The organism is Saccharothrix sp. NBAS 001 (assembly GCF_056640475.1).
Map to the genome: position 1 here is coordinate 8,961,491 of NZ_CM153251.1, position 21,657 is coordinate 8,983,147.

General features: G+C 72.6%; 15 protein-coding genes and 2 pseudogenes. 8 read left to right on the forward strand and 9 right to left on the reverse strand.

The window, feature by feature from the left end; translation table 11 throughout:
* Nucleotides 1-60: 60 nt before the first annotated feature.
* Nucleotides 61-1,023: a pirin family protein gene (locus AC0HI0_RS40170; RefSeq protein ID WP_480928694.1), complete on the forward strand. Its 963-nt coding sequence runs from the start codon at nt 61-63 to the stop codon at nt 1,021-1,023.
* Nucleotides 1,020-1,409: a tetratricopeptide repeat protein gene (locus tag AC0HI0_RS40175; protein WP_480928695.1), complete on the forward strand. Its 390-nt coding sequence runs from the start codon at nt 1,020-1,022 to the stop codon at nt 1,407-1,409. The genes AC0HI0_RS40170 and AC0HI0_RS40175 overlap by 4 nt, the downstream gene beginning before the upstream one ends.
* Here AC0HI0_RS40175 and AC0HI0_RS40180 read toward each other — a convergent pair.
* Nucleotides 1,372-1,698, reverse strand: coding sequence for an MGMT family protein (locus AC0HI0_RS40180; protein ID WP_480928696.1), 327 nt, complete (start codon nt 1,696-1,698; stop codon nt 1,372-1,374). The genes AC0HI0_RS40175 and AC0HI0_RS40180 overlap by 38 nt on opposite strands.
* A gap of 34 nt (nt 1,699-1,732) precedes the next feature.
* Nucleotides 1,733-2,689: a chitinase gene (locus AC0HI0_RS40185; protein WP_480928697.1), complete on the reverse strand. Its 957-nt coding sequence runs from the start codon at nt 2,687-2,689 to the stop codon at nt 1,733-1,735.
* Nucleotides 2,690-2,855: 166 nt separating this feature from the next.
* Here AC0HI0_RS40185 and AC0HI0_RS40190 point away from each other — a divergent pair, with 166 nt between their 5' ends.
* Both AC0HI0_RS40190 and AC0HI0_RS40195 read left to right on the forward strand, forming a co-directional pair.
* The gene (locus tag AC0HI0_RS40190; protein WP_480928698.1) at nt 2,856-6,017 is read left to right on the forward strand and encodes an ATP-dependent helicase; all 3,162 of its coding nucleotides are present in this window, start codon (nt 2,856-2,858) and stop codon (nt 6,015-6,017) included.
* Between the two features lie 339 nt (nt 6,018-6,356).
* Nucleotides 6,357-9,951: pseudogene (locus tag AC0HI0_RS40195) on the forward strand (ATP-dependent helicase).
* A gap of 102 nt (nt 9,952-10,053) precedes the next feature.
* Here the strand turns inward: AC0HI0_RS40195 and AC0HI0_RS40200 are convergent.
* Together AC0HI0_RS40200 and AC0HI0_RS40205 are read right to left on the reverse strand one after the other, a co-directional pair.
* A complete protein-coding gene (locus AC0HI0_RS40200; protein WP_015098379.1) occupies nt 10,054-10,590 on the reverse strand; it encodes a hypothetical protein in 537 nt (178 codons plus the stop codon).
* Nucleotides 10,591-10,668: 78 nt separating this feature from the next.
* Nucleotides 10,669-11,049 (reverse strand): DoxX family protein, encoded by a 381-nt coding sequence (locus AC0HI0_RS40205; protein ID WP_480928699.1) that lies wholly within the window; start codon nt 11,047-11,049, stop codon nt 10,669-10,671.
* 59 nt (nt 11,050-11,108) lie between these two features.
* Between AC0HI0_RS40205 and AC0HI0_RS40210 the strand changes: the two genes are divergently transcribed.
* Both AC0HI0_RS40210 and AC0HI0_RS40215 read left to right on the forward strand, forming a co-directional pair.
* Nucleotides 11,109-12,521, forward strand: coding sequence for a M20/M25/M40 family metallo-hydrolase (locus tag AC0HI0_RS40210; RefSeq protein WP_480928700.1), 1,413 nt, complete (start codon nt 11,109-11,111; stop codon nt 12,519-12,521).
* On the forward strand, nt 12,518-13,594 hold the full coding sequence (locus AC0HI0_RS40215) for a potassium channel family protein (RefSeq protein WP_480928701.1): 1,077 nt from the start codon (nt 12,518-12,520) through the stop codon (nt 13,592-13,594). The genes AC0HI0_RS40210 and AC0HI0_RS40215 overlap by 4 nt, the downstream gene beginning before the upstream one ends.
* 347 nt (nt 13,595-13,941) lie before the next feature.
* On the opposite strand, the pseudogene AC0HI0_RS40220 reads toward AC0HI0_RS40215, so the two are convergent.
* The 3 genes and pseudogenes from AC0HI0_RS40220 to AC0HI0_RS40230 all read right to left on the reverse strand — a co-directional run bounded on the left by AC0HI0_RS40220 (nt 13,942) and on the right by AC0HI0_RS40230 (nt 16,744).
* A pseudogene (locus AC0HI0_RS40220) lies at nt 13,942-14,751 on the reverse strand (transposase).
* Nucleotides 14,752-14,798: 47 nt separating this feature from the next.
* A complete protein-coding gene (locus AC0HI0_RS40225) occupies nt 14,799-16,070 on the reverse strand; it encodes a sensor histidine kinase (protein ID WP_480928702.1) in 1,272 nt (423 codons plus the stop codon).
* Nucleotides 16,067-16,744, reverse strand: a complete 678-nt coding sequence (locus tag AC0HI0_RS40230) for a response regulator transcription factor (RefSeq protein WP_480928703.1) — start codon at nt 16,742-16,744, stop codon at nt 16,067-16,069. Before AC0HI0_RS40230 ends, AC0HI0_RS40225 begins: the two co-directional genes overlap by 4 nt.
* 399 nt (nt 16,745-17,143) lie before the next feature.
* Here AC0HI0_RS40230 and AC0HI0_RS40235 point away from each other — a divergent pair, with 399 nt between their 5' ends.
* On the forward strand, nt 17,144-17,623 hold the full coding sequence (locus AC0HI0_RS40235; RefSeq protein ID WP_480928704.1) for a hypothetical protein: 480 nt from the start codon (nt 17,144-17,146) through the stop codon (nt 17,621-17,623).
* On the opposite strand, the gene AC0HI0_RS40240 is transcribed toward AC0HI0_RS40235, so the two are convergent.
* The gene (locus tag AC0HI0_RS40240; RefSeq protein WP_480928705.1) at nt 17,554-18,450 is read right to left on the reverse strand and encodes a neutral zinc metallopeptidase; all 897 of its coding nucleotides are present in this window, start codon (nt 18,448-18,450) and stop codon (nt 17,554-17,556) included. The two genes, AC0HI0_RS40235 and AC0HI0_RS40240, sit on opposite strands and share 70 nt — an antisense overlap.
* 15 nt (nt 18,451-18,465) lie before the next feature.
* Complete coding sequence (locus tag AC0HI0_RS40245) at nt 18,466-19,509, reverse strand: neutral zinc metallopeptidase (protein WP_480928706.1); 1,044 nt, start codon at nt 19,507-19,509, stop codon at nt 18,466-18,468.
* A 294-nt stretch (nt 19,510-19,803) separates the two neighbouring features.
* On the opposite strand from AC0HI0_RS40245, the gene AC0HI0_RS40250 reads away from it, so the two are divergent.
* Entirely contained in the window at nt 19,804-21,444 is a 1,641-nt protein-coding gene (locus AC0HI0_RS40250) for a DUF2207 domain-containing protein (protein ID WP_480928707.1), read from the forward strand.
* Nucleotides 21,445-21,657: the final 213 nt, after the last annotated feature.

Sequence of the window (21,657 nt, forward strand, 5' to 3'; positions counted from 1 at the left end):
GATCTCAACCAGGTTGTAGCGGTCGAGACTTCACGACCGAGCGGACAGAAGGAGGCGGCCATGCCCGCCGTGACCGCGGACACCCTGATCCTGCCGAGGCTGCCCGAACTCCCGGAGGCCACCACCGACTGGCGTCCGGTCCGCAAGGTCGTCGAGGCGCGCAAGTCCTACGAGGGCGAGGGGTTCCAGGTGCGCCGCCCGTTCCCGGGCGTCGACCTCGCGTCGGCCGACCCGTTCCTCCTGCTCGACCACATGGGCGCGGTGGAGTACGGGCCGGGCGAGGCGAAGGGCGCGCCGTGGCACCCGCACCGGGGCTTCGAGACCGTCACCTACATGATCGACGGCGCGTTCGAGCACCAGGACTCCACCGGGGGCGGCGGCCTGATCAAGGACGGCGCGACCCAGTGGATGACGGCCGGCAGCGGCGTGCTGCACAGCGAACTGCCGCCGCAGGACCTGGTCGCCGAGGGCGGCCTGTTCCACGGCGTGCAGCTCTGGGTGAACCTGCCCAGGGCGGCGAAGTGGACCCCGCCGCGCTACCAGGACATCAAGGCGCACGACACCCTCCTGCTCGCCGGCGACGACGGCGGCGCGCTGGTCCGGGTGATCGCCGGCGACCTCGCGGGCCACCGGGGACCGGGGATGACGCACACCCCGATCACCTACCTGCACGCGACCGTCGCGCCCGGAGCCCGGCTGGCCTTCCCGTGGCCGGCCGACTTCAACGCGATGGTGTACGTGCTGTCCGGCAAGGGGTTCGTCGGCCACGAGCGCCGCCCGCTCGAAGAGGGCCGACTGGCCGTCTTCGGCAGCGGCGAGGCGCTGACGATGCGGGCGGCCACCGAGTGGGACGTGCTCGTGCTCGGCGGCCTGCCGCTGAACGAGCCCGTCGCGCGCTACGGGCCGTTCGTGATGAACACCCGCAAAGAGATCCTCGACGCGATCGAGGACTTCCAGGCCGGGCGACTCGGCGGGGCGCACGTCCCGCACGTCGGCCCGGCGGACGAGGAGATGGAGAAGTGACCGACATCCGCGAACTGCTGGAGCGCGGCCGGGAGTTCCGCGCCGCGGGCGACCCGAGCAGCGCCGCGCGGTTCCTGGCGGACGCCGCGTCGCAGGCGCCGGGCGACCGCACCGTGCTCACCGAGCTGGCGCTGGCCCACTTCCAGTCGGCGTCGCTCGGGCGGGCCGAGGGCGTGCTGCGCGAGCTGGTCGAACTCGACCCGGCCGACGGCTACACCAGGCTGCTGCTGGGCCGCACGCTCAGCCGGCAGCGCCGGGACGCGGAGGCGTTGCCGCAGCTGCGACTCGCGGCCGCGCTCACCCGCGCCCCCGAGGTCGAGGCCGAGCTGGCCCGCGTGGAGCAGCGGGTCACCAAAGACCGGGCGGCTCCTCCGCCTTCTCCTTGACCGCGTCCTCCCAGCGGTACGTGCGCAGGTCGATCTTCCCGTCGACCACCGCCACGCCCTCCTCGCGCAGCAGTTGGTGCTGCGTGTCGGCGATGTGCGGCGCGCACGTGCCGTTGGCGCGCAGCACCCGGTGCCACGGCAGGTCGTGCCCGTCCTGGTTCAGGACCTGGCCGACCAGCCGGGGCGACGGGGCGCGGGACAGGTCGGCGACGTCGCCGTAGGTGGCGACCCGGCCGCGGGGGATCGACCGCACGACCTCGCGGACCATCTCGTGCAACTCTTCATCCACCGAACCAGTTTTCCACGGTGGACGCGCGGTCGGCTCAGCCGGTGTAGCCCGCGACGAGTTTGGTGAAGTCGTAGGTGCCCTGGTTGGTGCCGCTGCAATCGCTGCCGGACGCGCCGCAGTTGCCCTTGTCCCGGTTGGTGGCCCAGAACGTGAAGCGGGACAGGTGCTTGCTCGTCGCCCAGTCGCGGATCGCGCGGAACTGGGCGGTGGTCACGGTTTCGCCGGTGTCGGTGACCCCGTTCATCGAGGACAGCCCGCTGCGCCGGTACGCGGCGTCGTCGGTCAGCCCGAACGTCGCCTTCACGTGGTTCTTCAGCCCGTCCACAGCGGACTTGGTGCCCGCCACGAGGTCGCTGGGCCCGCCGAAGTTGAACGGCATCACCGCCCACACGTCGACCGGCACGGCCAACTCCTTGGCCCGGGTGACCAGCCGGGTGCCCCACGAGTTCAGGCCGGCCCGGTTGGTCGGCATGGTGACCACGGTCCGGATGGCCGGGTTCTTCTGCTCCACGATCTTCAGCGCGCCCAGGATGCGGTCCTGCACGGTCGCGTTCTCGAACTCGTCGGTGTTCTCGATGTCGATGTCGATCGCCTTGAGCTGGTAGGCGTCGATCACCTTCTGGTAGGCCGCCGCGAGCGCCGCCGCCGACGAGCAGCGCGGGCCCAGCTTGTTGCCCGACCAGCCGCCGAACGACGGCATGACCTCGCCGCCGGCCGCCCGGATGTTGCGGATCAGCGTGGCGTCGGCGCCGGTCAGGGGACGTTGGCCGTCCCAGGCCGGGTTGCACCCGCCGTCCGAGAGGATGAACGCGAGCGTGAACGCCTTCACGCCCGTCTGGTTCATCACGGTGACCGGGTTGGGTTTCGCGCCCCACTGGTACAGGTACGGGGACGCCAGGACCGGGTCCGGCGCGGCCTGGGCGGCCGGTGTCAGGCACATCGCCGCGAGACCGGCCGTGAGGGTGATCATCAACCGCCGCAAGGGTTTCATCGTTCCTCCGGAACGCAGGGCGAGCACGCTGCGGCGGCCTGGGGTGCGTGCGCGGGACCTTCCCAACGTGGCCTGGACCACTCGGATTTGTCAAGAGCCCGTACAAAACGCCGCGGCGCGCGGGGTCCTGCCCGGCTTTGTCGTACCCGCGTGGTTCCATCGGGGCGTGGCAGTCGACCGGGCGCCGTTGCTGGTGCGCCGGGTGCGCGAGGAGCGCCCCCGGCGTGACTGGAGCGCGCCCGCGCGGGCGGTGTTCGACCACCCGGGCGGGCCGCTGCGCGTGCTCGGCGGTCCCGGCACCGGCAAGACCACCCTGCTGGCCGAGGTCGCGGCCGACCGGATCCGGCGCGGCGGGGCCGACCCGGAGAGCGTGCTGGTGCTGACCGCGAACCGGCGGGCCGCCGTGGCCATGCGCGCCCACATCACCCGCCTGCTGACCGGCGAGGCCGAGGGCGAGGTGCTGCCCACGACGCAGGAGCCGCTGGTCCGCACCGTGCACTCGTACGCGTTCGCCGTCCTGCGCGCCCAGGCCGTGCGGCAGGGGGAGCCGACCCCCCGGCTGCTGTCCGGCCCCGAGCAGGACGCGGTGGTCCGCGAACTGCTCGCGGGCGACGTGGGCATGGGCGCGGCGAAGTGGCCGCAGCGGCTGCGCCCGGCGCTCCCGCTGCCCGGCTTCGCCCAGGAGCTGCGCGACCTGCTGCTGCGCGCCACCGAACGCGGCCTGGCCCCGGAAGACCTGGTCGAGCTGGGCCGCGCGCACGGCCGTGACGAGTGGGTGTCCGCCGGCCTGTTCGGCGCGCAGTACGAAGAGGTCAACCTGCTGGCCGCGGCGGGCCAGGGCGCGGCCGCCTCCTACGACGCGGCCGAACTGGTCGGCAGCGCGCTGCTGGCGTTGGAGACCGACGCCGACCTGCGGCACGCCGAACGCGTCCGGGTCCGCCACCTGCTCGTGGACGACGCCCAGCACCTCGACCCGTTGCAGCACGCGCTGGTGTCCGTGCTCGGCACCGCCGCGCAGGAGTACGTCCTCGCGGGCGACCCGGACCAGGCGGTGTTCTCCTTCCGGGGCGCGGACCCGGTCCTGCTCTCCGCCGCCGACGGGCCCACCGCCGTGCTGCGCGAAGGCCACCGGATGACCCCGGAGATCCGGGCCGCGGTCGCCCGGCTGGCCGGCCGGCTGCCCGGCGCGTCGCCGACCCGCGAGGTCACCCCGGTCGACGGCACCGGCTCGCTGCAGGTGCGGCTGTTCGCGTCCGGCGCGCAGGAGGCGAGCTGGGTGGCCGACCAGCTGCGCCGCGCCCACCTGATCGACGGGGTGCCGTGGTCGGAGATGGCCGTGGTGGCGCGCTCGGCCACCCGGTCCCTGCCGGTGCTGCAACGCGCGCTGCTCGCGGCGGGCGTCCCGGTCGCCGTGCCGGGTGAGGAGCTGCCGCTGGCCCGGCAACCCGCCGTGGCCCCGTTCCTGGCCCTGCTGCGCTGCGCCGCCACCCCCGGCAGCCTCGACGAGGAGACCGCGGCCATGCTGCTCGCCTCCCCGCTGGGCGGCGCGGACCCGCTGGCGCTGCGCCGGCTGCGGCGCGGCCTGCGCCGGTTGGAGATGGCCGCCGGCGGCGACCGCCCCAGCGGCGAACTGCTGGTCGAGGTGATCGAGTCGCACGACCGGCTGGCCGCCCTGGAGGACGCCGAGGCCCAGCCCGCCCGGCGGATCTCCGGCCTGCTGCGCAAGGCCCGGCGCGGCATCGCCGGCGGCCAGAGCGTCGAGCAGGTGCTGTGGGACCTCTGGCAGAGCACCGGCCTGCAGAACCGCTGGGTCAACCAGTCGTCCCGGCACGGCACCTCGGGCATGCAGGCCGACCGCGACCTGGACGCGATCGTCGGCCTGTTCGAATCCGCCGCCAAGTACGTCGACCGGCTGCCCGGCGCGGGCGCGGACGGCTTCGCCGACTACCTCGCCGCCCAGCAGATCGTCGGCGACACGCTCGCCGCGTCCGCCCCGGTCGGCGAGGCGGTGGCGGTGCTGACCGCGCACTCGGCGGCCGGCCGCGAGTGGACCGTGGTCGCCGTGCCCGGCGTGCAGGAGGGCAGCTGGCCCGACCTGCGGCTGCGCGGGTCGCTGCTGGGCGTGGAACGCCTGGTCGACGTGGTCGCGGGCATCGGCGAACAGGTGTCGGCCATCGCGCCGCTGCTCGCCGAGGAACGCCGGCTGCTCCTGGTCGCCGCCAGCCGGGCCCGGCGCGCGCTGCTGGTCAGCGCGGTGCGCGGCGAGGACGAGCAGCCGTCCCGGTTCCTCGACGAGCTGGAGGAACTGGCCACCGACGAGCCCGAACGCCCCACCTACACCCCGGAACGCGGCCTGGTGCTCGCCGAGCTGGTCGGCGAGCTGCGCCGGGTGGTGTGCGACGAGGACGAGACCGAGGACCGCCGGACCCGCGCGGCGACCCAGCTGGCCAGGCTCGCGGCCGAGGGCGTGCCCGGCGCGCACCCCGACTCCTGGTACGGCCTGGCCGACGTGACCTCAGAAGACCCGCTGTGGACCGAGGAGCACACGGTCAGCGTGTCGCCGTCCACGGTCGAGGTGCTGGCCAAGTGCCCGGTGCGCTGGGTGGTCGAGCGCCACGGCGGCCAGGACCCGGCCGAGCTGGCGTCCATCACCGGCACCCTCGTGCACGCCCTCGCCCAGGCCGCCGCGTCCGGCGCGGACGAGAAGGAGCTGCGCAGCAGGCTCGCCGAGGCGTGGTCCGCGGTCGACGCCGGCGCGCCGTGGTTCTCCCGCCGCGAGCGGATCCGGGTGGAGCGGATGCTCGACACGTTCCTGAACTGGCTGACCGCCAGCCGCGACCAGCTGACCCAGGTCGCGGTCGAGGAGGAGATCTCGGTCGAGGTCCCCAAGCGGGAAGGCGGGCCGTGGCTGCGGGTCAAGGGCCGCGTCGACCGCCTGGAGACCGACCGCGACGGCCGCCCGGTGGTGATCGACCTCAAGACCGGCAAATCGCCGGTGACCAAGGAGGAGGCCCGCCAACACCCGCAGCTCGCGGTCTACCAGCTGGCCTCCGCGCTGGGCGGCTTCACCCACCTGGGGCTCGGCACGGACCCGGGCGGCGCGCGCCTGCTGTACGTGGCGAAGGAGAACAGGAAGACCGGCGCGACCGAACTCGAACAGGCCCCGCTGGACGAGCAGGGCGTCCGGGCGTGGCTGGAAGCCGTGCAGGTCGCCGCGAACTCCAGCGTCGGCCCGAACTACACCGCCACCGAAACCCCCGACTGCGACCGCTGCCCGGCCCGCACCTCCTGCCCCGTCCACGCCTCCGGCCGGCAGGTGAGCCAATAACCCCGCCGCCGGCAGCGCCTCCCACCAGGCCGCGCCCGACCCCGTCCCCCCACGCCGGCGCGGGTGTCGTCGCGCGCGCGTGCCGCTGTGGGTCTCGTCTCGTGCCCAGTCGCCTCGACCCCGTTCACCGGGCCTCGACCGGCACCGCCGGCACCACCGCGTCACCCGGCGGTAGCGCGCTGTGGGCGTTACCGACGTGGCGTTTGGTGATGCCGGCCCAGGTCTGACACAGTCGTGGGCCGCTGAGACCAGGGCAGCGCCGCCGCCCGCACCGCGTCCCCGACCAATCCGGCCGCGCTGCTGCGGGTCGCCGAAGCTTCACGCGGCCGGAATCGGAGAATGCGAGTCGTGGCAGTGCCGGGTGGTGATCGGGAACGAGCGGGCGGGGCAGCGCACCTGGCCAGCCCGTTCGAGGTCGCCGAAGCGCTCGGCCTGCCCAAACCGACCCCCGAGCAGGCCGCCGTCGTCGCCGCCCCGACCGCCCCGGCGCTGGTCGTGGCGGGCGCCGGCGCGGGCAAGACCGAGACCATGGCCGCCCGGGTCGTCTACCTGGTCGCGAACGGCTTCGTCACCCCCGACCGCGTGCTGGGCCTCACGTTCACCCGCAAAGCCGCCCGCCAGCTCTCCGAGCGCGTCCGGGCCCGGCTGCGCCGGCTCGGCGGCTCCCCCCTGCTCGACCGCCTGGACCCGAGCGGCGAACGCCGCGCCGCCGTCCTCACCACCGAGCCGGTGATCCTCACCTACCACGCCTACGCGGGCCGCCTGGTCGGCGAGCACGGCCTCCGGCTGCCGGTCGAACCGGGCGTCCGGCTGCTCACCGAGACCGCGTCCTGGCAGCTCGCGCACCGGGTCGTCGCGACGTGGGCGGAGGACATCGACACCGACAAGGTCCCGGCCACGATCACCGGCTACCTGCTGGCACTGGCCGGAGAACTCGGCGAACACCTGGTCGAACCCACCGACCTGCGCAAGAACGCCGAGTGGCTGACCACCGTGATCGAGTCCGCCCCCAAGACCGCGCGCCAGCGCGACGCCCTGCCCGAGAAGCTCAAGGACATCGTCAACGCCCAACGGCTGCGGGTGAACCTGCTGCCGCTGCTGGAGGCGTACCAGGCGCGCAAACGCCGTGAGGCGGCAATGGACTTCGCCGACCAGATGTCCCTCGCCGCCCGGCTGGCCGGCGAGTACCCGGAAGTCGTGCGCGGCGAGCGGGAGCGCTACGGCGCGGTCCTGCTGGACGAGTACCAGGACACCGGCCACGCCCAGCGCGTGCTGCTCCGGTCGCTGTTCGGGCAGGGCGAGCCGATGGCCGTGACCTCCGTCGGCGACCCGGCCCAGGCCATCTACGGCTGGCGCGGCGCGTCGGCCGCGAACCTGCCGCGCTTCGTCCACGACTTCCCGCCCGCCCGCAAGTACGGCCTGCTCACCAGCTTCCGCAACCCGCCCGAGGTGCTCGCGCTGGCCAACGCCGTGTCCGCGCCGCTGCGCGCGTCCGGCCTGGACGTGGAGGAACTGCGGGCCCGCCCCGGCGCGGGCCCCGGCGACGTCCGGATCGGCCTGTACCCCGACGTCCGCGCCGAACTCGACTGGATGGCCGACACCGTCGCCGCCCAGTGGGCAGCCCACCTGGACTCCAGCGACGAGCCGCCCACCGCCGCCGTCCTGGTCCGCCGGCGCGCCGACATGGCCGCCATCGCCGCCGCCCTGCGCGAACGCGACCTGCCCGTCGAGGTGGTCGGCCTGGGCGGCCTGCTCGACGAGCCCGAAGTCCGCGACCTGACCAGCGCGCTGCGCGTCCTGGTCGACCCGCTGGCGGGCACCGCCGCCGCCCGCCTGCTCACCGGCTCCCGCTGGCGGGTGGCCGCCGTCGACCTGGCCGCGCTGTGGCAGCGCGCCCGGGAACTCGCCGGCGCGCCCAGCCGCCAGTCCGTGGTGGACGACCCGCTGGCCGTCCTCGCCGACGCGTTGCCGGGCGAGCACGCCGAACAAGCGGGCCTCGCCGACGCCCTGGACGACCCCGGCGACCCGACCGCGTACTCCGCCGAGGGCTACCGCCGCGTCCGTCGACTGGGCGCGGAACTGTCCACCCTGCGCCGCCGCCTCGACCAGCCGCTCCCCGAACTCGTCGCCGACGTCGAACGCACCCTGCTGCTCGACATCGAGGCGATGGCCCGGCCGGGCGGCGTGGGCCGGTCGCACCTGGACGCGTTCGCCGACGTCGTCGCCGACTTCGCGGCGGCCAGCCCGTCCGCCACCCTGCCCGCCCTGCTCGACTACCTCTACACCGCCGAGCACGCCGAAGACGGCCTGGAACCGGGCGAGGTCGAAGTGGCCGAGAACCGGGTGCAGGTGCTCACCATGCACTCGGCGAAGGGCCTCGAATGGCACATCGTCGCCCTGCCGCACGTGGTCAAGGACGTGTTCCCCGGCCGCAAGAAGACCTCGTGCTGGCTCAAGGCGGTCGCCGAACTGCCCGCCGAACTCCGGGGCGACGCCGCCGACCTGCCGCAACTGCGCATCCCCGGCGGCAGCAACCGCAAAGAGGTCGAAGAGGCCCTGGACCGCCACGCCGACGACTTCGAGGACCGCCGCCTGGTCGAGGAGCGCCGGCTGCTCTACGTCGCGCTGACCAGGTCCGAGCACAGCCTGCTGGTGTCCGGCCACTGGTGGGCCGAGACCGGCGACAAGCCCAAGGGCCCGTCCACGTTCCTGGCCGAACTGCGCGAGTCCGTGCTGGCCGCCGACCACCCGCCCGCCGACATCACCCACTGGGCACCCCCACCGTCCGACGACGAGCCCAACCCCCTGGCCTCCCAGGTGAAGTCGGCGGACTGGCCCGCCGACCCCCTGGGCAAACGCCGCGCCGCCGTGGCCCAAGGAGCAGACCTCGTCCTGGCCGCCCTGGACCGCCACCTGGCCACACCCCAACCACCCCGCCCCACCCCTCAGCACCCCACCCCTCAGGACGCCGGCACGCCCGCAGACCCCGACCTACCACCCGAGCCCCCTGAAGACCTCCCCCGGAGCCCCCGGACGACTACGGCCCGCCCCCGAGCCCCCGGACGACTACGACCCCGACGAGCCCCCGCACGTCCCCGACGAGCCCGCCGACACCTTCGACCTGCCGCCGGACCCGTCCGACTCCGCCCCCGACACCGATGTCGACCCCGACACCGATCCCGCCGAGTTCTCCGCCGACCCCGCCTACCTCGCCGAGGTTCCCCCCGGCGATTCCGACCCTCCCGAGGAGTCTTCGGACGACCCGGAAGGCTGGGTGCGGGACGTGGACGTGCTGCTCGCCGAACGGGCCGCCGCAGCGGACCGCCGCGAACGGGTCGTCCTGCCCGACCACCTCTCGGTGAGCCAGCTCGTCGAACTCGCCGCCGACCCGGACCAGCTGGCCCGCCGGCTGCGCCGCCCGCTGCCGTTCCCGCCGAACCCGCTGGCCCGGCGCGGCACGGCGTTCCACACCTGGCTCGAACAGCGCTTCGGCGCGACCCGGCTGCTCGACCTGGACGAACTCCCCGGCGCGGCCGACGAGGGCGCGTCCCCGGACACCGAGTTGGGTCGCCTCCAAGAGGCGTTCCTGGCCAGCGCGTGGGCCGACCGCACCCCGCACGACGTGGAGGTGCCGTTCGAAGCCGAGATCGACGGGATGTCGGTGCGCGGCCGGATGGACGCGGTGTTCGCCGACCCGGACGGCGGCTGGACCGTCGTGGACTGGAAGACCGGCGCGGTCCCGGACGAGGAACGCCTACCGGCGCTGTCGGTGCAGTTGGCGGCGTACCGACTGGCGTGGGCGGCCTTGTCCAACACCCCGGTCGACAGCGTGCGCGCGGCGTTCCACTACGTCCGCCACGATCACACGCTCCGCCCCGCCGACCTGCTCGACGCGAACGGCCTGCGCACCCTGATCCGCTCGGTACCGACCTGACCGAGCCTGCGGTCACCAACCCACGTGCGGCCGGCGGCACTCGCGTGCGGCCGGCACTCACCTACGGCCACTACTCACCTGCGGCCGGCAGGGCACGTCCGGTCAGCTGTTGACGCGCGCGTTCGCCGGGACTTCCTTCAGCACGCGGTCGTAGAGCACTTCGAGCAGCCAGCGGCCGAACAACGACGGGCCGAACTCGGTCGACCGGTCCTCCGGCGGCACCAGCAGCTCGGCCGTGCCCGCCTCGTCCACCGCCACCACGCCGATCCCGTAGTAGTCCAGCTCCATCAACGGCCACGACCGCTCGCCCTGCGGCGCGGGCAGCACCACGGAGCACGGCGCGAGCGTCATCAACGTCCCGCACGACTGCAACGCCCGGTCCACCGTGGACTCACCCACCAGGACACCGACCAGCTCCACCGCGGGCACCGGCAACTGGTCGTGCGCGGTCGGCTCGAACCAGGACCGGAACCACGAGGGGTCCGCCTGGGGCGGCCAACCGTTCGCGCTGCGCCACTCGTGCACGTCGGCACGAACCCGCACGACGGCCGACACCTGGTGACCCAGCACGGCGACGTCGGGAACGACGATGCCGCGCCAACCGAGTGCCGACGCGGCATGGTGGAGGAGCGGTTGCACTCGGGCATCCTAGGGCTGGTTGCGGGTTCGATGACAGATCTCGGCCGCGCTGAGTATCGCACCCAGCGCCGAGAGTGATCAGTGCGCCGAACGGCGGACGCGCAGCGCCCACAGGATCAACGGCACCTGGAGCGGCAGCCGGCCGAAGGCGACGGCCTTCGCCCTGGGCGACTTCGCCCGGTAGTCGTAGGCCATTTTCACGTTCGCCGGGAACACCGCGGCGAAGAACCCGGCCGTCAGCAGCGCGCCGAAACCGCGCGTGCGCGGGGCAGCCACCGCGGCGGCCAACGCGACCTCCGCGACACCCGACGCATAAGTCCAGGTCCGGGGCTTGCCCGGGAGCGATCGCGGCACGATCGCGTCGTAGGGCCTCGGCCGGGCGAAGTGCGTGACGCCGGCCGCGCCCAGCAACCCGGCCAGCGCGATCGCCGACCAGGAACGGGAACGAGTGGGTTCCATGAGGTTCACCCTGTCATGCCACCCGCCGGCCGGCCCGCCCAGGGTTATCCTCCCGCACCGTGAGTGGTGATCCGGAAAATCCCGAACATCCCGAGCGCGCCGCAGTGGCCGCCTTCGCCGACGACTTCGTCGCGGACCTGCGGGAGTGGCTCGCCATCCCGTCCATCGGCACCGACCCGGCACACCACGAGGACGTGGCGCGCTCCGCCCAGTGGCTCGCCGACGCGCTGCGCCGCGACGGCTGGCCCGACGTCCGGGTGTGGTCCGGCTCCGGCGCGCTGCCCGCCGTGTACGCGTGCCGGCCCGCCGCCGACCCCGACGCTCCCGTCGTGCTCGTCTACGGCCACCACGACGTGCAGCCCGTCGACCCGGTCGAGCAGTGGGACCACCCACCGTTCGAAGGGACCCTGATCGGCGAAGAACTGTTCGGGCGGGGAGCCAGCGACGACAAGGGACAGGTCGCCATGCACCTGCTCGGCGTCAAAGCCCACCTGGCGGCCCTGCGCGCCGACCACCCGTCGGTGACGATCAAGCTGTTCATCGAGGGCGAGGAGGAGTCCGGCTCCCCGAACCTGACCCGCCTGCTCGACGACCACCGCGCCGACCTCGCGTGCGACCTCGTGGTCTTCACCGACACGCCGCTCTACGCGCGTGACGCGCCCACGATCTGCACCGGCCAGCGCGGCATCTACGGCGTCGAGGTCGTGTTCACCGGCGGCACCACCGACGTCCACTCCGGCCGCGCCGGCGGCGGCGTGCCCAACCCGGCCACCGCCATCGCCCGCCTGGTCGCCGCGCTGCACGACGACCAGGGCAAGGTACGGCTGCCCGGCTTCTACGAGGACGTCGTGGAACCCACCGACGCCGAACGCGCCGACTACGCCGCCCTCCCGTTCGACCAGGAGGTGTGGCTGGCCAACTCCGGCGGCGCGCAGGCCGAGGCCGGCGAAGAAGGCTGGTCCACCCTCGAACGCGTGTGGGTGCGCCCCACCGCCGAGGTCAACGGCATCCTCGGCGGCTACGCCGGAGCAGGACTGAAGACCATCGTCCCCGCACGGGCCGCGGTGAAGCTGTCCTTCCGCCTGGTGCCCGACCAGCAGCCCGAACGCGTCGCCGCCGCGCTCCGCGAGTTCGTCGCCGCCCACACCCCGCCCGGCCTGAGCGCCGAGATCATCCCGCGCGGCGACGGCGCCCCGCCCTACGCGATGCCCGTCGACCACCCGGCCGTGCGCGCGGTGAAAGAGGCCATGGAAGCCGCGTTCGACCAGCCGGTCCGGTTCAGCCGCACCGGCGGCAGCGGCCCGGCCGCACTGTTGCGGCAATGGCTCGGCGCGCCGGTCGTGTACCTGGGTGCGACGTTGCCGGATGATCGCATCCACGCGCCCAACGAGCGCGTCGTCGTGCCGCTGCTGCTTCGCGGCGCGGAAGCAGCAGCCCGCCTCTGGCGGCTACTCCCGGAGAGGCTGTCATGATCCGCCGAACCCACCAGGGCGAGCCGCTCAGCGAACGGCCCGGACACACCCTGGTCGGCGTGATCCGGATGCCGGACACGGTGCAGAGCCCGGTCCAGGCAATCGCGAAACGCGTCGTCGGCGCGCTGGCCGCCCTCATGGCCGCAGTCCTGATCGTCTACTTCGACCGCGAGGGCTACCGGGACGTCAACGACGACGGCCTGTCGTTCCTCGACGCGGTGTACTACGCGACGGTGTCGCTGTCCACCACCGGCTACGGCGACATCACGCCCGCGAGTTCGTCGGCGCGGCTGGTCAACGTCCTGGTCATCACCCCTCTCCGAGTGCTGTTCCTGATCGTCCTGGTCGGCACCACACTCGAAGTGCTCACCGAACGCTCGCGGCAGGCGCTGCGGATCCAGAAGTGGAGGACCAAGGTGCGGGACCACGTGGTCGTCGTCGGTTACGGGACGAAGGGGCGGTCCGCCGTCAGCGCATTGCTGGGCGACGGCATGGAGCCGGGCTCCATCGTCGTGGTGGACACCTCCCAGGAAGCCCTCGACGCGGCGTCGGCCATCGGCCTGGTGACCGTGCACGGGACGGGCACCAGCAACGACGTCCTCCGCGTGGCGGGCGTGCCCAAGGCACGCGCGATCGTCGTGGCCGCGAACCGTGACGACACCTCGGTCCTGGTCACCCTCACCGCCCGCGAACTCGCGCCGAAGGCACAGGTCGTCGCCTCGGTCCGGGAACGCGAGAACGAACACCTCCTCCGCCAGTCCGGCGCAGACTCGGTGGTCGTCTCCAGCGAGACGGCAGGACGCCTGCTGGGCATGGCCACCGCCACCCCGTCGGTGGTCGACATGGTCGAGGACCTCCTCACCCCGGACGCGGGCCTCGCGATCGCGGAACGCGACGTCGAACCGTCCGAGATCGGCGGCTCACCCCGCCACCTGCCCGACATCGTGCTGGGCGTCGTCCGCGCCGGAACCCTCTACCGAGTGGACGCCCCGGAAGCCGACGCAGTCGAAGCCGGCGACCGCCTCCTGTACGTCAAGAAGGTGACCCCGCCCAAGGAAGCCGACCCCCGATAGGCCCCACGCCGCTCCCCGCCGCCACCAAAGTCGCCGCCAGCCGATACCGACGTCGATGTCGATGCCGATGCCGATGCCGTCAGGCTGAGATCAGCCAGTCACCGCCCACTCGCGCCCCATCGCGCGAGCGCATTCGGCCGCCGGTCCGGCCGCCCGTTCGAGCCGCCCAGCCGAACCGCACTGCCGAGCCGCCCGATCGGCAGTCCGGTTCGGCTGGGCAGTCCGGCTCGGCAGTCCGGCCTGGATGGGCGGCTCGGCTGGGCGCAGATCCGGTGGGCGGGGCGGCGGACCAGGCTCGTCGGACGGAAGTGGTGGCCTGGTGGTCCTGGGCAGTGTCCTGTAATTCGTTATCGCAGCCGGAGGATGATGGCGGCGATGGTGGGTTCGGCCTGGTGGTAGGCGGCTCGTGTGGCGTGGCGGGTGGCCGGACCGCGTAACTGCTTGAGTCTGTTGAAGCACCGTTCGACCACGTTGCGGCGCCGGTAGACCTCGGCGTCGAAGGCGGGTGGACGTGCTCCGTCCGAGCCCCGAGCCCCGACCCGTGCGGCGGGCGATCCGGTCCGCCCGTTCGGGGCATACGAACCGGGTCCGACGTTCGCGCAGGGGCTTCCTGGTGGAGTCGTGCGAGTAGACCTTGTCGGCGACGACGGTGCCGGCCCGGCCCCGGAGGCGGCCCGACCCGACGCGGGCGACGCGGATGCCGTCCGGCAGCGGCAGCGGGTAGCCCCGGGCCTGACCGGGCGCGGCAAGGACGCGCAGGGCAGGTCTCGTCCGTCGACGGCGATGTGGATCTTGGTGCTCAACCTGCCCCGGGACCGTCCGAGCGCCTCGCCCGCGACCGCGAGAGCCTCGACGGCAGGTCCGCATCCCCCTCCTTCCGGGCACCGGCGGCGTGCCGGTGGGCGCGGACCACGCTGGAGCAGACGCCGACGATCCCTTCCAGTTCACCCACGGAGTCGTCCTCGGCGACCGCACCGGTCCAAGACGCGCCGCCAGGTACCGTCCGCCGTCCGTAACGGTCCGGGAGATCCCGCCACGGCGCTCCGGTCCGGAGCTTCCACAGGATCGCGTTGACCACCTGCCGGTCATCCCGACACCGGTAACAGGGGTTCGATCGCCGCCCACACCCGATCGGTCAACTCGCCACGGGCCGCCATGACCCACAACCACCAGACAACCTGATCACAGGCTTACCGGACACTGCCTAGTCGGCCAGCGGGATGCGGACCTGGAAGGCGGCACCGGGACCGTTCGGGTCGATGCAGGACAGTTCGCCGCCGTGGGCTCGGACCACGCCGCGAGCGATGGGGAGGCCGAGACCCGAGCCGCCGGAACGACGGTCACGAGCCTCGTCCAGGCGGACCAGGCGGTCGAAGATGCGGTCGCGCTCCTCGGGAAGCACGCCCGGACCGTTGTCGGACACCACCAGCCACGCGTAGCTGCCGACGGTCGACACGCGCAGCCGCACTCGACCATCCGGGCCGGTGGCCTGGCGGGCGTTGTCGGCCAGGTTCGCCAAGACCTGCGCCAGGCGCTGCGGATCGCCTGACACGTAGGCCGACTCGCCCTCGGCTGCGACGTCGAAGTCGGGAGCCAACAGTCGGGTGCGCCCGACCTCGGCCTCCGCCAGCGCCAGCAGGTCGACCCGTTCCCGGTGCAGTTCCAGGCCGGCGTCGATGCGGGCCAGCGCCAGCAGGTCGTCCACCAGGCGTCCGGCCCGGCGGGACTCCCGCACCAGGAGCAGGTTCAGCCGTTCACGCTCCTCGGCGCTGCCGGTCTGCATCAGCGCCTCGGACACGGCCTGCACGCCCGCGATCGGTGTCCTCAGTTCATGCGCCGCGTCCGCGACGAATCTCTTGGTTCGTTCCTCTGATCCCTCCAACGAGTCGAGCATGTCGTCGAACGCGGCCGCGGTCCGACCGAGTTCGTTGTCCGTCCGAGCCGGGTTCAGCCGGTGCCCCCGGTCGCCTCGCGCGATCGACCGGGCCAGCGTGGTCATCGCGTCCAGCGGTGCCAGCGCCCGCCGCACCACCCACACCAGGGCGACGGCGGTCACCGCCAGCGCGCTGAACCCCACCAACAACAGCAACCGGCGCAGGCGGGTCTGCGCGACCGTGATCACCGACGACTCGACGTAGAGCGTGATCGTCGACCCGTCCGGCAGGTCACGGGTGACCTTGTTGGTCACCTCGTCGGTCGGCAGGTGGCCGTACTCCGTGCCGTCCGGCATCACCAGCCGCGCCTGCACGCCCCGGCCTTCCAGCCGATTCACCAGGTCCGCACCGCGCACCCGCTGCTGCTTCACCAGCGTCTGCGCGTTGCGGGACTTGTCCAGCAGCGTGGTCTCCACGTCCTGCACCGACTGCGACATGAACATGGCGTCCACCACCAGCACCAGTCCGACCAGGACGATGCCGAGCACCGCGATCGCCGAGACGGTGACCCGACGCCGCAGCGACACCGTGCGGAGGTTCACGAGTCTTCCGCTCTCAGCACGTACCCCAGCCCCCGCACGGTGTGCAGCAACCGGGGCCCGTGTTCCTCCAGCTTCCGACGCAGCGCGCTGACGTGCACCTCGACCAGGTTGGGGTCGTAGTCCTCATAACCCCACACCGCGGTCAGGATCTGCGTCTTGCCGACCACCCGGCCGCGCTGGGCGGCCAGGTAGCGCAGCAGCCGCAGCTCGGTCGCGGTCAGCTCCACGGGGGCGTCGCCGCGGAGCACCACCGCCGAGTCCGCGTCCACCACGAGGTCGCCGATCTGCACGGTCGACGGCGTGCGGCCCAGCCTCCGCAGCACCGCGCTGACCCGCGCCACCAGCTCGGCCAGCACGAACGGCTTCACCACGTAGTCGTCCGCGCCCCGGTCGAGCCCGCGCAGCCGGTCCGCCACACCGTCACGGGCCGTCAGCATGACCACGCCCGCCCCGCTGGTGCGCCGGATGACCTCCAGCAGCATGAACCCGTCCCGGCCCGGCAGCATCACGTCCAGCACCACCAGGTCCGGCCGGAACCGGGTGAGTTCGCCCTCCAGGTCCCGGCCGTCCGGACGGACCTGAACCTGGTAGCCCGCATCGCGCAGGGCCGAACTCACCGCGGCGCCGATGGCCTCCGCGTCTTCGATCACCAGCACCCTGGCAGCAGTCGACACCTCCTCATTCTGCGTGGTAAGGGCAGGGCCCCGCCCGCGTCTTCAGCCTGCGTTCAGGCAAATGGTCGGACAGTTCGCTGTGGAGAAGCAGGAAACGGCACGCGGTGAGCGGACCGGGCCGGGCAGGACCCAGGCCGCCGAGCGCCCCGAACGGGGGACGCCGAGGCGGGCCGTCAAGGGTCGGCGGACGGCTCGCGGCCGGGTCTGAAGTGGACGGTGGCCGGGGTCGAGGCGAGGTGCCGGCGACCTGGCCCGGGATTGGATGTCGATTTGTGCATGGGTCCATCTTCGAACTGGCGTTCGACAATGGTCAAGATCACTTTCGGGTGAAGCGGCCGGGGGCGGAACACCGGCCCGGCCCCACGACAACACGACACCCGGTCTGCGACCATCCACCCTGTGGCGGTTCGGCTCGGCCCAGTCGGATGGGCGCTGATCCTGCTGGTCGTCGGACTGGTGGGAGTCGCGGCGGCGGTCGCGCTCTGGTGGCCGGGCGGCGCGCTGGCGGAAGTCCGGCGGGCCCAGGCGACCGTCGTCACCCCGGCTCCCTGCGGCGGCTCCGACACCTACGACCGGATCGAACTCAAGATCGACGGCCGGAACCGCACCGCCAAGCTCGACGGCTGCGGCCACCGCCAGGGAGAGGTGGTGGAGGTCGTGCTCCCCGCCGACACCAACGCCGACTTCACCGCGCAGATGGCCGCGAGTACCCCGGTCTCAGCGCCGTTCGAGACGAGACTGGCCGCGCTGCTCGTGTGCCTCAGCGGGCTCGCCGGCGGCCTGTACTCCCACCTGCTCGGCAGACCCGGTCAGGCAACGGCCTCCGCCGACGCCGTGAAGGTGTTGCAAGACGTCGTGACGCCCCCGGTGAAACCGTAAGACGCCCACTCCGCCTGGTTCGCCGGACTGCCGTGCGCGTTCTTCTCCGCAGGCTCCTCGACGGCGTACTGGAAGTCGTCCGCCGCCTCCTGCGCCAAATCCGGGCCGATCGACCCGGACACCGCGGTCAGGAACATCCCGGCGAAGCAGTTGGCCTGCAACTCGATCCGGCGGGACATCTCCAGCCCGGCCGGGGTCTCCTCGCCCGCGTCGACGATCTTGCTGTCCGCAGCGCGCAGCATCCCGGTCAGCGACTGCACGTGGTGCCCGTACTCGTGCGCCAACGTCGCGAGGTGCGTCGCGGGGTGGTCACCGCCGCCGTTGTCGCGCAGCCGCGACGTGGGCATGTAGATGGTCCGGTTGCGTCCGCAGTAGTACGCGACCGCCTCGGTCTCCGCCGGCGCGGAACCGCACGGGCCGTCTTTCAAGTCCGGCGAGGCATCCAGTTTGGGCGTGTCGAACGGGAGGTTCACCTGCGCCAACGCGGGCTGCCACGCCAGGTCCAGGCACGCCACACCGGCCGCGTAGTAGGCGGCCAGCTCCGCGTCCGAGACCCCGAACGCGGGCAGCGCGCACGTCGCGCCCACCGGCCGGGTTGGTGTCGTCAGGAACGGGTGGTCGGCCAGCCGGTGCACCGCACGGGGCCGGGGCTGCTCGACCGTGGTCGGCGAGCCGGGCGCTTGGGGCGCGGCGACGGGCCTGCCGCTGATCCGCCTGTTGGTGTCCACCTGCGTCAGCAGGCCGAGGCCGAGTACACACGAAACGATCAACGAGAACACGCCGATGAGCACGATCGGGTTGTTCTTGGGCTCCTCGGGCGTGTGCACGGTCCTCCAGTCGGGTCAGCTGACGTCCGCCGCGCTCGCGAGCCAAGTGTTGCACGCGCTGGTTTCGTTGTTCTTGAACCCGTGGTTGACCCAGGCGGAGTTGCGCTCCGGTGACCCGTGGTCACGGTTGGGGTAGATGGGGTAGTCGCCGCGGTTGCCGGCGTCGGTCAACGCCACCGAGATCACGTCACCGGGCACCGCGCCGTGCGACAGCGGGGCCAGCGTCATCCCGCCGAAGCAGGTCGCCTGGAGTTCCTTGCGCCGGTTGAGGTCCAGCCCCGCCTCGGTGTCCCAGCCGCCCTTCTCGTACTGGGCCTGGCTGGACGCGCGCAGGATGCCCGACAGCCACTGGATGTGGTGGCCGTACTCGTGCGCCAGCTGCCCGAGGTACTTGCCGGGGTGGTTCGGGTTCGCCGAGCCCTGCTCGCTCGCGTAGTGGTTCGGCGTCCAGTAGATCGTGCCGTCGCAGTACATCGCGGTGCGGTCCGGTCCCATCGAGCCGCACGTGTTCGTGATCTGCGAGGTGACCATGACCAGTTCCACCGGCTGGTAGGGCAGGTTCGCCTTCTGGAACGACGGCTTCCACATCGCCTCGATGCACGGCAGCGCGGCGCGCAGGAACTGGTCCTGGCCGGCGGGCGAGTAGTTCATGCCCGGCAGCGCGCAGCCGTCGATGTTGAACGCGCCCAGACCGGCCGCGTGGATCGGGTTGTCGCCCAGGGTGATCACGGCCTTCGGGCCGGCCTTTGTGGAACTGGTCGACGTGGACTTGGTGGAAGTCGTCGTCGTGGTCGTCGTGGCCGCTTCGGTCGTTGTGGTCGGTTCGTACGTATATGTGTAGCTGGAGTAGCCCGAATAGGCGGAATCGCTCACGCTTTTGCGTTTGCTCGTCGCGACCACGATCCCGACGGCCGCGATGCCCAGGACGACGACCCCGATCAACACACCCGCGATGAGCGGTCCCTTGCTCTTCTTCCGCGGCATCGGCGGGTAGGGCCCGCCCGGGCCCCAGCCGGGTGCCGGACCCCAGTTCACCGGCGGCGGCTGCGGCGCGGCCATGGGCGGGGGCATCACCTGATGGGGTGGTTGTTGCTGCCACTGCGGAGGGGGCGGCATCTGCGGCGGGGGCGGCATCTGGGGGTGCTGTTGCGGCGGTTGCTGCGGCGGCTGCTGGGTCGGCCACGGACGAGTCGGTTGGGGGGTCAGCGGAGCGGGCATGGGCGGTGGCCCAACCGGTCGTGGTGGCGGCCAGCCACCCGGCGGCGGTGGTTGCGTCATCGCTGGTGGTCCCCCATATCGCGGATGCCCGAATCAGCACTGAAGCATAGGCGGACTCCGCTATTCTCCGCGGCCGTGTTGAAAAACTGGGGAGCGGCGATCATCTGCGCGGCCGCGCTGTGCACGGTCACCGGCACGGCGTCGGCGCAGCCGAGCAGCCAGGTCGGGCTGCCCGGCACGGTCGGCGCCGACGTGCGCCTGAAGCTGGAGCGCGACGGCAAGCTGTCCGTGACCGAGGTCGTTAGTGTCCCCGAAGGCAGGACCGCCAAACGGGTGGTTCCGTTGCGGATCGCGGTCAGCGACACCCGCGACCGGGTGTTCGAGGTGGCCGACCCGGCCGTCGAGGGCAAGGGCACCGCGACGGCGACCGCCGACGACCTCACCATCGCCTTGGAGGCGGGTACCTCCACCGTCACGTACTCCGTGGTCGGCGCGGTCGCCAAGATCGGCGACACCCTGGAGCTGAGGTGGCAGCCGGCTAGCGGTTGGGACACCGCGCTGGACTCGGTGAAGGTCTCGGTCATCACGCCGGATGCCCCCAAGTCGGTGAACTGCCTGGCCGGCACGCCGGGCACGTCGAAGCCGTGCACGACGGCCGAACTCGGTGACGGACGTGGCGTCAGGGCCACCGAGATCGGCCTTCCCGCAGGTGAGCGTATCGACGTGGCGGTCGGGTTGCAGGACGGCGCGGCCCCCGCGAACGCCCGGATCGAGGAGACCTCGGGGCTCGCCGCGGCCTTCGCGCTGACCCCGCTCGGCGCTGTCGTGCTGGGTGGCCTGGTGGTGCTGCTGCTCGGCGGCGTCCTGCTGCTCTGGTACGTGCGCGGCCGGGACTCGCGGGCGATGGCGGGCGAGGTCGGGCCGGTGAACGTGCTGGTGTCCGACGCGTCCGGGCACATGGCCTTCGCCTCCCCGGACGGCGTGCTGCCGGGCCAGGTAGGGACCGTGGTGGACGAGCACGTCGACGTCGTGGACGTCACGGCGACCATCGTGGACCTCGCCGTGCGCAACTACCTGTGGATCGAAGAGGTCGACGGGCTCGACTGGCGGTTCGTGCGGCGCAACCCCGCCGACCCGTCGCTGTCCGGCTACGAGCGCGCCGTGTACGCCGCGATCCTCCCGGACGGCGTGGACACCGTGCTGCTGTCGGAGTTGCGCAGCCGGCGGATCGATCTCGCGAGGGTGCGCGACGAGCTGTACGCCGACGTCGTGGCGAAGAACTGGTTCGTGCGACGGCCGGACGCCGAGCGCAGCCTCTGGTGGTGGGTCGGGATCGCGCTGACCCTGCTGGGCGTCGGTGCCACCGTGCTCCTGGTGTTGATCACCGGACCGGCGTTGTTCGGGTTGGTCGTGGCGGTCGCGGGTATCGCGTTGGCGTTGGGCGCGCGGTCGATGCCGGCGCGTACCAAGCGGGGAAGCGTGCTGTTGGAACACGTGCGCGGCCTGCGCGGCTATCTGGTTTCCGCGACGCCGAACAACATCCCCGAGGCGGACCGGGAGATGGTGTTCTCACGGTCGCTGCCTTACGCGGTCGTGTTGGGCGAAACGGAGCGCTGGCTCGGGGCCTTCGCCGGCGGCCGGGCCGGGCTGTACTGGTTCGGCGAGGCCGAGAAGACCGCTGACCTGCGGCGATTCGCCCACCGGTTCCCGGCTTTCCTGGGCGCGGTGGACGGGGTGCTGGCCCAGGCCGGGCACCTGAGGTCGCTCCGCGGCTGACGTTCACCCGATGGTGATCTTGCCTTCGTTCGAACCCCTGTTCGACAATTGACGCGTCCCGCCACATGGCTTCGTCGGGCAGCGGAGCCGGCCGGTCGGGGCGGTAGTCGGTGTCCCGGGGTGTGGGAACGCACCCGGTTCGCCACGGGCGGACACGGGCATTGGTCCGGGCAGGCCACCTGCAAGCCTCACCGGGCCGGAAGCCCGTAGGCT